The 13718-nt window shown below is 66.9% G+C and carries 13 protein-coding genes; 6 read left to right on the top strand and 7 right to left on the bottom strand.

The features are described 5' to 3' along the window. The 4 genes from kdpB (at position 1) to J9315_RS15405 (ending at position 6205) form a co-directional block, all read left to right on the top strand. Positions 1-2187, top strand: coding sequence for a potassium-transporting ATPase subunit KdpB (gene kdpB, locus J9315_RS15420; protein ID WP_211978258.1), 2187 nt, complete (start codon positions 1-3; stop codon positions 2185-2187). A gap of 93 nt (positions 2188-2280) precedes the next feature. Next, a complete protein-coding gene (gene kdpC, locus J9315_RS15415) occupies positions 2281-2874 on the top strand; it encodes a potassium-transporting ATPase subunit KdpC (protein ID WP_211978257.1) in 594 nt (197 codons plus the stop codon). Beyond that, on the top strand, positions 2874-5528 hold the full coding sequence (locus tag J9315_RS15410) for a DUF4118 domain-containing protein (RefSeq protein ID WP_211978256.1): 2655 nt from the start codon (positions 2874-2876) through the stop codon (positions 5526-5528). Before kdpC ends, J9315_RS15410 begins: the two co-directional genes overlap by 1 nt. After that, positions 5525-6205, top strand: a complete 681-nt coding sequence (locus J9315_RS15405) for a response regulator (RefSeq protein WP_211978255.1) — start codon at positions 5525-5527, stop codon at positions 6203-6205. Before J9315_RS15410 ends, J9315_RS15405 begins: the two co-directional genes overlap by 4 nt. Before the next feature lie 180 nt (positions 6206-6385). Here the strand turns inward: J9315_RS15405 and J9315_RS15400 are convergent, their stop codons facing one another. Then, on the bottom strand, positions 6386-7624 hold the full coding sequence (locus J9315_RS15400; protein WP_101624399.1) for an MFS transporter: 1239 nt from the start codon (positions 7622-7624) through the stop codon (positions 6386-6388). A 409-nt stretch (positions 7625-8033) separates the two neighbouring features. Here J9315_RS15400 and J9315_RS15395 point away from each other — a divergent pair, with 409 nt between their 5' ends. Further along, the gene (locus J9315_RS15395) at positions 8034-9089 is read left to right on the top strand and encodes an LCP family protein (RefSeq protein ID WP_009377310.1); all 1056 of its coding nucleotides are present in this window, start codon (positions 8034-8036) and stop codon (positions 9087-9089) included. A gap of 151 nt (positions 9090-9240) precedes the next feature. Here J9315_RS15395 and J9315_RS15390 read toward each other — a convergent pair whose 3' ends face one another. From J9315_RS15390 to J9315_RS15370, 5 genes are all read right to left on the bottom strand, one after another. Further along, positions 9241-9582, bottom strand: coding sequence for an HIT domain-containing protein (locus tag J9315_RS15390; RefSeq protein ID WP_009377308.1), 342 nt, complete (start codon positions 9580-9582; stop codon positions 9241-9243). Positions 9583-9695: 113 nt separating this feature from the next. Beyond that, positions 9696-9902: a hypothetical protein gene (locus J9315_RS15385; RefSeq protein WP_009377306.1), complete on the bottom strand. Its 207-nt coding sequence runs from the start codon at positions 9900-9902 to the stop codon at positions 9696-9698. Next, a complete protein-coding gene (locus J9315_RS15380; RefSeq protein WP_081590981.1) occupies positions 9895-10719 on the bottom strand; it encodes a hypothetical protein in 825 nt (274 codons plus the stop codon). Before J9315_RS15380 ends, J9315_RS15385 begins: the two co-directional genes overlap by 8 nt. A 258-nt stretch (positions 10720-10977) precedes the next feature. Next, positions 10978-12459: an MDR family MFS transporter gene (locus J9315_RS15375; protein ID WP_197464193.1), complete on the bottom strand. Its 1482-nt coding sequence runs from the start codon at positions 12457-12459 to the stop codon at positions 10978-10980. Positions 12460-12464: 5 nt separating this feature from the next. After that, the gene (locus J9315_RS15370; protein WP_009377301.1) at positions 12465-12830 is read right to left on the bottom strand and encodes a DoxX family protein; all 366 of its coding nucleotides are present in this window, start codon (positions 12828-12830) and stop codon (positions 12465-12467) included. A gap of 232 nt (positions 12831-13062) precedes the next feature. Here J9315_RS15370 and J9315_RS15365 point away from each other — a divergent pair, with 232 nt between their 5' ends. Further along, positions 13063-13485, top strand: a complete 423-nt coding sequence (locus J9315_RS15365; protein ID WP_223289975.1) for a helix-turn-helix domain-containing protein — start codon at positions 13063-13065, stop codon at positions 13483-13485. Positions 13486-13592: 107 nt separating this feature from the next. Here the strand turns inward: J9315_RS15365 and ykgO are convergent, their stop codons facing one another. Continuing rightward, complete coding sequence (gene ykgO, locus J9315_RS15360; RefSeq protein ID WP_009377295.1) at positions 13593-13715, bottom strand: type B 50S ribosomal protein L36; 123 nt, start codon at positions 13713-13715, stop codon at positions 13593-13595. Positions 13716-13718 lie beyond the last annotated feature (3 nt).

Genomic DNA, 13718 nt, shown 5'->3' with positions numbered 1-13718 from the left:
ATGAAGACCGACCTGTCCACCACCTCCACGCCCCACCTCGTCGAGGACACCCCGACGCCCGCTCCCGGCGCAGACCACCGGACCACGGCGACCCACCGGCCGACGAGCACGGGCCGTTCGATCACCCTGCCCGCCCTCGCCCAGGCCACCGTCCTCGGGCTGAGGAAGTTCGACCCCAGGGTCGCGTGGCGCAACCCCGTGATGTTCCTCGTCGAGATCGGCGCGGTCGTCACACTGGTCCTCGCGATCGCCGATCCGACCCCGTTCACGTGGGCGATCAGCGTGTGGCTGTTCCTCACCTGCGTCTTCGCCAACACCGCCGAGGCGCTCGCCGAGGGCCGCGGCAAGGCGCAGGCCGACTCCCTGCGGGCGAGTCGGGTGAGCGCGAACGCGACCCGCATCCTGCCCGGCGGCGCCCGGGAGACGATCCCCGCCTCCCAGCTGCGGGCCGGGGACACCGTGCTCGTGACCGCCGGTGAGGTCATCCCCGGCGACGGCGACGTCGTCGAGGGGGCCGCGACCGTCGACGAGTCGGCGATCACCGGCGAATCCGCGCCTGTCATCCGGGAGGCCGGCGGCGACCGGTGTGCGGTGACCGGGGGGACGAAGGTCCTCTCGGATTCGATCACCGTCTCCGTCACCGCGAGCCCCGGGGAGTCCTTCCTCGACAAGATGATCGCGATGGTCGAAGGCGCGAGCCGGCAGAAGACCCCCAACGAGGTGGCCCTCGGCGTCTTCCTCTCCGTGCTCACCCTCATCTTCATCCTCGTCGTCGCCACCCTCGCCCCGATCGCGGCGTTCTCCGGCGCCCCGCAGTCGCTGACGGTGCTCATCGCCCTCCTCGTCTGCCTCATCCCGACGACGATCGGGGCGCTGCTCTCGGCGATCGGCATCGCCGGCATGGACCGGCTCGTCGCCGCGAACGTGCTCGCGAAGTCCGGTCGCGCCGTCGAGGCCGCCGGTGACGTCTCGACGCTCCTGCTCGACAAGACCGGGACGATCACGATGGGCGACCGGCAGGCCACCGACTTCGTTCCCTTCGGGGAGACCACCGATGAGCAGATCGCCGAGGCGGCCCGCCTGTCCTCGCTGGCCGACGAGACCCCGGAGGGCCGGTCCGTCGTCGCCCTGGCCGAAGGCGAGTTCCGCATCGACGAAGCCGGACTCGAGGCCTTCCCCGACGCCGAGTTCATTCCGTTCTCTGCCGCAACCCGGCTCTCCGGCATCGTCCTCCCCGCCGAGGTGGGCGCCGGGTCCCGCACGGTCGTCAAGGGAGCGGCCCGGGAGGTCATCGCGTGGGCGATCGACCGCGGCGCGGACATCCCCGCCGAGGCGAGTGCTGAGGTCGAACGCATCAACACGGGAGGCGGCACCGCCCTCCTCGTCGCCGAAGCCGTCGACAGCGCCGCCACCGACACGACCGTCGCGAACGGCACGACCGCCTCGGCGCGGGCCCGGGTCCTCGGGGTCATCGACCTCCGCGACATCGTCAAGGCGGGCATGGCCGAGCGCTTCGCCCAGCTGCGGGCCATGGGCATCCGCACGGTGATGATCACCGGGGACAACGAACTCACGGCCCGGTCGATCGCGAAGGAGGCCGGGGTCGACGACTACCTCGCCGAGGCCACACCCGAGGACAAGCTCGCCCTCATCCGGTCCGAGCAGGCAGGCGGTCGGATGGTCGCGATGACCGGGGACGGGACGAACGATGCGCCCGCGCTCGCGCAGGCCGACGTCGGGGTCGCGATGAACACGGGCACGACCGCGGCGAAGGAGGCCGGCAACCTCGTCGACCTCGATTCGGATCCGACGAAGCTCATCGACATCGTCCAGGTCGGCAAGCAGCTGCTCATCACCCGGGGTGCGCTGACGACGTTCTCGATCGCCAACGACGTCGCGAAGTACTTCGCGATCGTGCCTGCGATGTTCCTCCTCGCCTTCCCCGGACTCGGGGCGCTCAACATCATGGGCCTGCACAGCCCGGAGTCGGCGATCCTCTCCGCGGTGATCTTCAATGCGCTCATCATCCTCGCCCTCATCCCGGTCGCCCTGCGCGGGGTGCGGTTCAAGGCCGCGACCGCCTCGGCGCTGCTGGGCAAGAACCTGCTCGTCTTCGGGCTCGGCGGGCTCATCGTCCCCTTCATCGGGATCAAGCTCATCGACCTCGTCATCAGCCCGTTCCTCTGACCGGTCACCACACCCCCGTCCGCGGCGGCCGGGTCTCACGCCGCCGCGGCGCCCCATCAAACCCGCATCCGCACCTCACAGTCAGGACCTCCCATGCTCATCCGTCAGGCCTTCACCGGGCTCCGGGCCCTCCTCGTCTTCACCCTCCTCCTCGGCCTCGCCTACCCGCTGGCGATGGTGCTCATCGCCACAGTCGTGCCCAGCCAGGACTCGGCGATCCGGAACGCCGACGGCGTGGTCGTCGGCTCCGCGCTCATGGCCCAACCGGTCACCGGCGACGACTGGTTCTACCCCCGGCCGTCCGCCGGGGACTACGACGGACTGTCCTCGGGCGGGTCGAACCTTGCGGCGACGAACCCCGAACTCGTCACTGCGATCACCACGCGGAGGGCTGAGATCGCCGAGCGCGAAGGCGTCGATGAGGCCTCGATCCCCGCGGATGCGGTCACCGCCTCGGCGTCCGGTCTCGATCCGGAAATCAGTCCTGAGTATGCTCGACTGCAGATCGCTCGGGTCGCCAAGGAGACCGGGCTGAGCAGGGAGGAAGTCGAGACGATGGTCGAAGCCAACACGAAGCAGCCGCTGCTGGGCTTCATCGGCGTGCCCCGCGTCAACGTCGTCACCCTCAACAACGACCTCGCGAACAACACCGGCGCCCGCATCGACCTCGCGGATCCCCAGAACTGATGGGCACACCTCGGCGGGGGAAGCTCACGGTCTTCCTCGGGTATGCACCCGGAGTCGGCAAGACCGTCGCGATGCTCGAAGCCGCCGCCGGGGCCAGGGACGCCGGCCGGGACGTCGTCGTCGGCATCGTCGAGGACCACGGTCGCGCCCACACGGCCGCGCTCGCGCAGGGATTCGAGACCCTCGACCGCGCCCAGGTGCCCTACCAGGGACGGACCTTCGAGGAGCTCGACGCCGAGGCGGTCATCAATCGGGCCCCGGAACTCGTCGTCGTCGACGAACTCGCCCACACGAACGTGCCCGGGTCGGGGGAGCGGGAGAAGCGCTGGGAGGACGTCGCGGCGATCCTGGCCGCAGGCATCGACGTGTTCACCACCGTGAACATCCAGCACCTCGAATCCCTAGGCGACGTCGTCGGGTCGATCATCGGCCGCGTCCAGCACGAACGGGTCCCCGACCCGTTCCTCCGCACCGCCGACGAGATCGAACTCGTCGACATCTCCCCGGTCGCCCTGCGCGCCCGCCTGTCCGAGGGCAACATCTACGCCGCGGCGAAGGTCGATGCGGCGATGTCGAACTACTTCCGCCTCGGCAACCTCACCGCGCTGCGCGAACTCGCGCTGCTGTGGTTGGCCGACCGCGTCGACGAAGGCCTCGAGGAGTACCGGGACGCCAAGGGCATCCGCGACACGTGGGCCGCCCGCGACCGCATCATCGTCGCCGTCACCGGCGGGGCCGAATCGGTCACCCTCATCCGCCGCGGCCTGCGCATCGCCGGGCGGGTGGCCGGGCGCGAACTCCTCGTCGTCCACGTCGTCGAACCCGACGGCACCCGTTCGGCCACGGCCCCTGACCTCATGCGGGCCCGCGAACTCGCCGAGGGCAACAACGCGACCTGGCACACCGTCGTCGGCGACGACGTCGCGAAGGCCCTCGTCGAGTTCGCCCGCACCGTCAACGCCTCCCAGATCGTCCTCGGCGTCTCCCGCACCCCCTGGTACGGCCGCATCTTCGGTCCCGGCGTCGCCGGCCGCGTCATCAGCACCGCCGCCGACATCGACGTCCACATGGTCACCCACGCCCAGGCCGCCCGCGTGTGGCGGCCCAGCCGGGAGACCCGGCCGGCCAACCCGATCTCGAAGGTGCGCCGGATCGCAGGCTGGGTCATCGGTGCGCTCGCCCCCTTGGCGCTCACCGCCCTGTTCATCTCGCTCGGCCCCGGGGCGGCGTCGCTGAGCATGAACTTCCTCAGCTTCATCACCGTCGTCGTCATCGTCGCCCTCATCGGCGGACTGTGGCCGGCACTCATGACCGCGCTGCTCGGCACCGCGCTCATCAACTGGTTCTTCACCCTGCCCATCGGCTCGTTCACGATCGCCGAGGTCGAGAACATCGTCGCGCTCATCATCTTCATCGCCGTCGCCGTGGCCGTCGCCACCGTCGTCGACCTTGCCGCCCGCCGGTCGCGGCAGGCCCAGGCCGCCGAACACGAGGGCTCGGTGCTCAGCGAACTCGCCCGGTCGATGATCGCCGAGGGCGACAGCCCCGACTCGATGGTCGAGAACATCCGCACGACCTTCGTCCTCGACGGCGTGGCCGTGCTGACGAAGGATGAGGCCGGTGCGTGGGCGGTGACCGCCTCGGCGGGGGAGCCGGTGACCACGCGGGCCGAGGCGACCGAGACCTTCGACCTCGACGACGACACCGCCCTGATCCTCAAGGGCCAGCCGCTCAGCGCCGGCGAACAGCGGATCCTCGACGCCTATGCGGGCCGGCTGCTCCGTGTCCTCACCGAATCCGAACTCGCCGCGACCCGCTCGCGGGCCCGGGAGCTGTCGGCCGGCAATGCCGTGCGCACGGCGCTGCTCACCGCGGTCTCCCATGACCTGCGCACCCCGCTCGGGGCGATCAAGGCCGCCGCCTCGACGCTCATGCTCGAGGAGATCGAGCTCAGCCCCGAGGACGAACGGCTCATGCTCGCCACCATCGACAACGGCACCCAACGGCTGGAGAAGCTCATCGACAACCTCCTCGACATGAGCCGCATCCAGTCCGGTGCGGTGACGATCTCGACATCCCCGGTGCCCGTGGCCGATCTCGTCTCCTCCGCCCTCGCCGAGGTGGGGGTCGACGAGGTGCCGAACGACGTCACCGTCGACATCGAACCTGATGCGTGGGTCGACGTCGACTTCGGGCTGCTCGAACGGGTGCTCGTCAACATCGTCGAGAACTCGCTCAAATACGGTGGGGGAGCGCCGGTGACGATCGATGCCTCGACCGGCGCCGAGGCGGTCTACCTGCGGATCGCCGACTCCGGTCCCGGGGTGAGCGACGAAGCCCTGGAGACGATCTTCACCCCGTTCACCCGCCTCGATGAGTCGAATGCGAAAGGACTGGGCCTCGGGATGGCCGTGGCACTGGGGCTGTGCCGGGCGATGGGCATCGACCTGACCGCCGAGCACACTCCCGGCGGCGGGTTCACCGCGGTGCTCACCTTCCCCCGGTGCGCACAGACCGCCTCGGCGGACGGTGTTGACCCCGCACCGGCGGAGAACGACATGATCGGCAGGGTCCCGGGAGCCGCCTCGGCGAGAGACGACGAACTGCCGGCAGGAGCCGATGACGAACTGCCGGCAGGGGGACGGGGCCGATGAAACGAGTGCTCATCGTCGAGGACGACACGGATATCGCCACGGCTGTGGGGATCGGTCTGCAGGCGAAGGGACATGAGGTCGTCGTCGCCGGCACCGGTCGGCGGATGAACGAGGTGCTCAGCGAGTCCGAGATCGACGTCATCCTCCTCGACCTCGGGCTGCCCGACGTCGACGGGATGGAGCTCATCGCCCAGGTGCGGCGGTGGAGCGAGGTTCCTATCGTCGTCGTCTCGGCCCGGCACGATTCGCACGGGAAGATCGCGGCCCTCGACGCGGGTGCCGATGACTATGTGACGAAGCCGTTCTCGCTCGGCGAAGTGCTCGCCCGGTTGCGGGCGATCGAACGGCGCACGGGGAAGACGGGGGAGACCGGTCTCGTGCGCACGGCCGATGGTCGCGTCGTCATCGACCTCGCCGCCCACCTCCTCGAGGTCGAGGGCGAACCGGTGCACCTCACCCCGATCGAGTGGAAGATGCTCGAGGTCTTCGTCAAGCACAAGGGCGCGCTCGTCGAAGCGCAGACCCTGCTCACCGAGGTGTGGGGGCCGGAGTTCGGCAAGGAACGGAACTATCTGCGCGTCTACATGTCGCAGCTGCGCTCGAAGCTCGAGGCCGATCCGGCGCGCCCGCAGTACCTCCACACGCAGATGGGCATCGGCTACCGCTTCACCCCGTAGGTTCCGGAGCGATTTGCTGGTCACTCCACCGAGGTGCCCTTTGACTTGCTGGTCGCTCCACCGAGGTGGCTGGGCTGATTTCGGCCGCGCCACCTCGGCGCCGTGACCAGTGATTGTCACGCCACCTCGGCGCAGTGACCAGCAAATCGCCAGGCCGGTCTCCCAACCCGCCCGGCGGCCTCACTCCTCGACGCGGGCCCTGCGGCGGTCCTTCTCGATGCGGACTTCGTGGCTCGACCGCGACGGGTTGAGCAGCTTGAGTAGCGAGAGCGCGAGGATCGCCCCGAGCACCGCACAGCCTGCGGGCAGAAGCATCGCGGTGTGCGCCCCGTAGTGGTCGATGAGATTGCCGGCGATCGCCGACCCGAACGCGACGCCGAAGCCGAGCGAGGTGCCGAGCCACGCGAAGGCCTCGGTGAGCCGCCTCGGCGGGGCGAGCTGCTGGATGACGGAGTTCGCGCCGACGAGGCTCGGCGCGATCGTGAAGCCGACGATGAAGAGGATGAGGCCGAAGGTGAACATGTCGCGGGCGAGCAGCATCGTGCACGTGCCGATCGCCAGCAGCGAGACCGTCACCCCGAAACGGTGGTGGGTCGCGGAGTTCCAGTTCCTCGCCCCGTAGATGGCACCGGAGATGAGGGATCCGAGCGCGAACGCACTGAGGAGGAAGCCGGCGAGCGACTTCACGCCCTGCTCGTCGGAGAACGCGACGGCGATGACGTCGATGGCGCCGAAGTTCACGCCGAGGAAGACGTTGACGATGATGATCGTGAAGATCCCCGGGTTGGAGAAGACGTGGCCCTTCGCCTCGGTGGATCGTTCGATCGGAGGCGGCTCGGTCGACTTCTGGATGTAGAGCAACGCGGATCCCACACCGGCGGAGATCATCGAGAGGATGATGCCCGCGGGCGGCCACACGGCGGTCGCGAGCACCGTGGCGAGCACCGGTCCGGAGACGAAGAGCAGCTCGTCGGCGACGGATTCCCAGGAGAACGCCGTCTGCAGCTGGTTCGGCGAGTTCACGAGGTGCGACCAGCGCGACCGCACGAGCGATCCGACGGAGCCGACAGTGGCGCCGCCGATGCCGGCGAAGACGAAGGTGAGACCGACCCACCAGTCGAGGTAGACGGAGACGATGAGGAGGGTGAGCGCGATGAGGTGCGTGATGACGATGGGCACCATGACCTTCGCCTGGCCGCGACGGTCGACGAGGCGCGCGATCCCGGGACCTGCAAGGGCTTGGACGATCATGTACACGGCGGCGACGATGCCTGCCAGGCCGTACGAACCGGTGACGCCTTGGATGAAGAGGACGATCCCGAGTCCGAGGACGGCGATCGGCATCCGTGCGACAAGACCTGCCAAGGAGAACTTGAGAGCACCGGGAAGCGACAGAATTTCCCGATAGTTTGTGAACATCAGACGAGTCTATCTCCGCCCTTGCGACCCGCAACCGCGGATCCCGCAGGTTGAGTGGCATCTCACCCTGCGATCTCGCCGGGATCCGTCGCCGTTCCGTCCTCTTCCGTCGGATCCTTCTGCTCTCGGTGCGGAATCCGTGCCCGGCGTCGTAGGTGGACATCCCCTCGCCGAGGTGGTCCTCCGACCGGCATTGCCCCTTGCCGACCCGTCCCTCCAGGACGCCTGACGGCCCCCGCCGCAACCGGCTCCCGACCCGGCAAGCAGCCCTGCCATCAGGGGTTCGACAGGCCACGCGAATCGGCAGAGTGGGTCATCGGGACGTCATCGGACCCCTATACAATGAGCGGGATTGCCCACTCTCCTCTGCCGGCCCCTGCGCCGCCCCGAACCCAGATCCGGAGCGCCGATGACGGACAACAACCCGTTCGATGACATCTTCACCAACGACAACGACAGTGAGGAATCCCGGCGACCGCGACGGAAGAAGAAGCGCGTGTGGCGCAAGGTCCTCGTCGGCGTCCTCGTCGTCGTCGTCCTCGGCGTCCTCGGTGTCGGTGTCTACCTGTGGAACGTCGGTCGGTCCTTCGACGACAATGCCAATCAGCTCAGCGATGAGCAGGTCTTCGGTTCGCAGCGCCCCGAGGCGAAGAATGAGGAGGGCGGAACGAACATCCTCCTCCTCGGCTCCGACGAGCCGATGAAGGACGTCGACGTCAACTCCTCGCGCGGCCTGCGCTCGGACTCGATCCTCGTCATGCACCTGCCTGAGAACGGGTCGAACGTCCAGATCATGTCGATCCCGCGCGACAGCTGGGTCGACATCGAAGGCCAGGGCAAGGCGAAGATCAACGCGGCACTGTCCTACGGCGGACTGCCGTTGGCCGTGAAGACGGTCTCTGACTTCATCGGCACCCCCATCGACCACGTCGCCATCATCGACTTCGAGGGCTTCAAGGGACTCACCGACAGCCTCGGCGGGGTCCGGGTCAACTCCGAACAGGCGTTCACCCAGAACGGGTACACGTTCGAGAAGGGCGAGAACCTCCTCAACGGCGACGAGGCGCTCACCTTCGTGCGCGAGCGCAAGAGCTTCAAGGACGGCGACTTCCAGCGCGCCCGCAATCAGCAGGCGTTCATCAAGGGCCTTATCAATGAGCTCATCTCCGCCGACACCCTGTCGAATCCGGCGAAGATCCAGGAGATGGTCACCGAGTTCGCCCCGTACATGTACGTCGACTCCGGTCTCAACGCCCAGTACATCTCCTCGACCGCGTTCGCGATGCGCGACGTCCGCCCCGGCGACATCGAGTTCTTCACGTCCCCGACCGCCGGCGTCGGCCGTTCGGCCGACGGTCAGTCGATCGTCAACGTCGACCAGGACGAGCTGAAGAAGCTCCAGGACGCGTTCAAGAACGACACCGTCGACGAGTACGTCAAGTCTGCGCCCGAAGCGCACCTCTGATCATTTCGGTTCCGACGGCCCCTCGCCGAGGCGGTCCCGTCCTGGCCGTCGACGCGCAGTGACAGCTGAACCCCGTTCCGGGTGATCCTGGCAGCGGGGTTCTGCTGTGTGCCGCAGGCCTCCGCTCAGCTTCCCGGTGCCGCAACAACCTTCAGCCGAGCTGATCGGACAGCGACCGTCCACCGAGGAGATGAAGGTGCGGGTGCGTGATCTTCTGGTTCGTGTCCGGCCCAAAGTTCCAGGCGAGCCGGTATCCACGAGACTCGAAGCCCAAGGTGCGCGCAGTCTGAGCGGCCCGGCGCATCAGACGTCCGGCCCCCTCTGGCGAACTGTCGAGATACGAAGGCAGATCGGCTGCGTGCTCGCGCGGGAACAGGAGAACGTGTGCCGGGGTCATCGGGCGCAGTGGAGTGATGGCCAGACAGTCGTCATCTTCGAAGATGATCTCGGCCTCTTCGGTCCCGTTGGCGATCGCACACAGGATGCATGTCATGCCTCAATTCTGGCACCTGTCGAACCACAGTCTGATGACGCGACTGAACTCGCTCGAGGATGTGAGTCGTAGACAGACCTGGTGAGGGCCAGCCTCATGGCACGTCAAATGCGTCAAACTGATGAGGCGAAGTACCTCTGATGTGTCGAGCGCAGAGTCTCTTCATCTCGGCTCGTGAGAACCGCCAATTCCCAGTCGGAGCCGAAGTGAGTTTCGGCCAGCTCCATACGCCGTCGGACGGCGTCCTTGGACTCACCGAACTTCTCCAGAACCACGAGCTCAGCGGTGCGCTTGTTATAGGCGAGGACGAATTTAGTCATCACGGTCCCCTCTCACTAACGCGAGTAGCCTTTGCTCCATGTCGTGCAACGACCGCAGGATCGGCTCCTCACCCTTCTTGTCTTCATTGTACTTGGACGCCAGGATCTTGCGTGTGGCTTCGTCGACTGATTCGGAAACGTGAGACAAGTGACTGAGAAGGTTCAGGCGACCCTCGAACTCTGCGATGGTCCGTGATTCTTGCAGCATCGACACTACGAGGCTTCGCCCGGGAGCATTTGACGGCATACCTCCGTAGCGAATCTCTCGTCCCACAATCATCGCGAGAAGTTCATACGCGTTGGCCCATGCGCTCTGAAGCTGCGTTCGAAGCTGAATTTCGCATCGGCCCGCCGGATACTTGGTCAAGACGTGGACTGCACGATACCCACTGTGTTCGCCTCCACGCAGATCTTTAATGAAGACGTTCGCATCACCAACCTCGTCGCGAATTGTGGCCGCGACCGAATCAGCGAACGCAGTTTGCACCGAAAGAGACATATCGGCGTCGATGCGAACCCCTGCCAGGTCGCCGATGTTCTGCAATGGAGTCGAGCGATCTCGCCGGAGTTTTTCGATCAAAGTGCCAACTGTCTTTGGGCGCGATGTTCCGGGCGCCGCTGCCAATCCCAGTGGCGACCAATCGAGGCCCTCGAGGTGCTCCAGGACATCGCCAGAGAAGTCGAGGTACCACGCAAGTACCTCCTCATAATCTGGTGCCCTGCCTGGGGGCGTTGTTCCATCCCGGAGTGCCTTCCCGAGCGCCCTGAGGTCGTTTTGAGACCAAGGTGGCGTCTGCAGCCGAGGTGGATTGGCCATTTCGCAACTATAACCGGATGATCATCTGGCCTAGGGTCTTCGCGTGGCCGCAATCGAAATTCCTCCCAGACACAGCGAACCCCGTCCCAGGTGATTCTGGGGCGGGTTTTTGCTGTGTACCGCGGCATCCGCTCAGTCTCACCGAGGCGGTCGTCCGGAACCGTGCGAACCCCGCCGAGGCGGGTGATCACAGCAGAGCGCCCCGCCCCGGATTCCTCCGGGACGGGGCGCTCTGCGCTGCTCAGCTCTCTGGCCGGTTCATTTCGCGGCCGGCGACGCTGGGGCGGCGAGCGGGGCCGGGTTGCGGACGAACCAGCTGCCGACCACGGCGATGAGCGAGAGCACCGCGCCGGCGAGGAATGCCACCGAGACCCCGTCGGCTTGCGCGGCGACCGAGGCCGCGCCCGAACCGGCGGCCTGGACGGTGCCGATGCTGAGCACGGTGATGAACAGTGCCGTGCCGATCGCCCCGGCGACCTGCTGGATCGCGCCGACCGTCGCCGACCCGTGCGAGTAGAGCTGCGGGGTGAGCGATCCGAGCGCCGAGGTGAGCAGCGGCGTCATCATGAAGGCGACGCCGATCGAGAGCCCCATGTGTCCGAGGAGGACGAACCACGCCGGTGAGTTCTCGTCCAGCTGGGTGAGCGACCAGAGCACGGCACTGGCCATGAGCGCCCCGGGGATGACGAGCGGTCGCGGACCGAAGCGGTCGAAGAGGCGACCGACGATCGGCGCGGCCAGGCCCATGACGAGGCCACCGGGGAGCAGGAGCATCCCGGTCGTCACCGAATCGAGGGCGAGGACGTTCTGCAGGTAGATCGGCAGGAGGATGATCGAACCGAACATCGCCGCCATCATCACGACGACGAGGCCGATGGCCAGGGCGAACGTCCGTGACCGGAACACTCGCAGATCGAGCAGGGCCCGGTCGTCCCGCTGGAGGACGATCTGCCGCCAGATGAACAGTCCCAGGCTGAGCACACCGACGGCCAGGGCGGTCAGCGCTTGAGGGGCGGAATCGGGCGTGGCGCTGCCGAGGGTGCTGAACCCGTAGACGAGTCCACCGAAGCCGAAGGCGGACAGCGGCAGGGAGACCCAGTCCAGCGGTGAGTGGCTCTGTTCGCCGATGTTGCGCAGACGCAGCGCCCCGATGATCATCATGAGGATCGCCACGGGCAGGATCGTCCAGAACAGGAAGTGCCAGTTGAGCACGTTGAGGATGAACCCGGACAGCGTCGGTCCGAGGGCCGGGGCGACGGCCATGACGATCGTGATCCGTCCCATGAACCGACCGCGTTCGTGCGCGGGAACGAGGGTCATGATCGTCGTCATGAGCAGCGGCATCATCATCGCCGTGCCCGAGGCTTGGATGACGCGAGCGACGAGGAGGACGGAGAACTCCGGTGCGAGTGCGCCGAGCAGCGTTCCGGCGGTGAAGAGGCTCATCGCCAAGAGGAACACCTGTCGCGTGCTCAGGCGCTTGAGCAGGTAGCCCGTCGTCGGGATGACGACGGCCATCGTGAGCATGAAAGCCGTGGTCGTCCATTGGGCGAGGGTGAGCGTGACGCCGAGGTCGGTGACGAGGTGCGGGATGGCGACACCCATGACCGTTTCGTTGAGGAGGGTGACGAAGGCGGCGCCGAGGAGGAGCCAGATCACCCCGGTGCCTTTGCGCGGGGTCGCTGACTCGGGAGTCGGGTCAGCGGCCGCGGCCCGGTCGACTGCAGTGGATTCCCTCATCGTCATCAGACCCCTGCGATGCGCAGAACAGCGACAGCGAGTGCGACGACCATAACGATGATGTTCATGGTGAATGCCTCGTTGTGCTTCCTGTGGGCGAAGATCGCGAGGAACTGGATGAGGGCGAGCCCGAGTGCGGAGACGACGGTGAGCCAGGGGAGGATGCCGAGGAGTGCGGGCAGGATGATGCCGATCGCCCCGAGGACTTCGACGATGCCGATCCACCGGACCTGACCGGGTGTGTAGTCGAGGAGGGTGGGCATCGGCTTCGTCGAATTGTGCGGGCTGCGCACCTTGGCGAGGCCGGCCATGAGGAAGAGTGCGGCGAGGAGGCCGGAGAGGGCCCACGTGATGATGGAGAGAACGAGCATTGTGCCCCTTTCGGACGGTTCGTACTGTCAATAGTTACCAGTGGTAACCTAGATACCGTCGGTAATTATTCCGCAGGGTGTGGCACGCACAGCAACGTCACCGAGTCACACGGAGGTAACCATTTGACCTGGCCAGGGACGATCTCTGGGGTGGGTCGCCTCGGTGAGGAGGGGCACGACAGGGCCGCCGCACCGAGGCGAGTCGGCAGTGCGCGGGGAGGAGAGTAAGGCGATGACTGACCCATCAGTGAGGAACGATGCCCGTGGAGGCGTCGACGAACCGCGCATGGAGGCGATCTGTGAGGGTCCGAACGTCGACCCGGAGGTGTTCCGATCGATCCTCGCCCGCGTCGGCGACAAGTGGTCGATGATGCTCATCGGCATGCTGCAGGAGGGTCCGCGGAGGTTCTCCGAGCTCAAGTCGATGACTCCGGGGATCTCGTCGCGCATGCTCACGCAGACGCTGCGTCAGCTCGAGCGCGACGGTCTCGTCGAGCGGGAGATGTTCGCGGAGATCCCTCCCCGCGTCGAGTACCAGGTGACGCCGTTGGGCCTGTCCCTCGTGCCCGCCGTCCTCGCACTTGCCGAATGGGCGGCCACCCACACGGCCGAGATCGCTGCCAACCGCGACGCCTACGACGCGGCAGCAGAGTGAGAGACGTCCCCGCGGGGACGTCCTGGGCCGTCTCGCCGACGACCGCACACGAGAAGGGCGCCGGTTCCCGAGATGGGAACCGGCGCCCTTCTGCATGTCTCAGCTGATCAGCCCTGGCGCGACTTGAAGCGCGGGTTGAGCTTGTTGATGACGTAGGTGCGTCCGCGACGACGGACGACCTGCGAACCCGGCTGCTTCTTGATCGAGCGAAGGGAATTCCTGGCCTGCATGAC

Source organism: Brevibacterium sp. W7.2 (assembly GCF_018137945.1).
Lineage (GTDB): Bacteria > Actinomycetota > Actinomycetes > Actinomycetales > Brevibacteriaceae > Brevibacterium > Brevibacterium sanguinis.
Note: the sequence above shows the minus strand (reverse complement) of the source record. Positions and strands in the feature narration are given on the sequence as shown.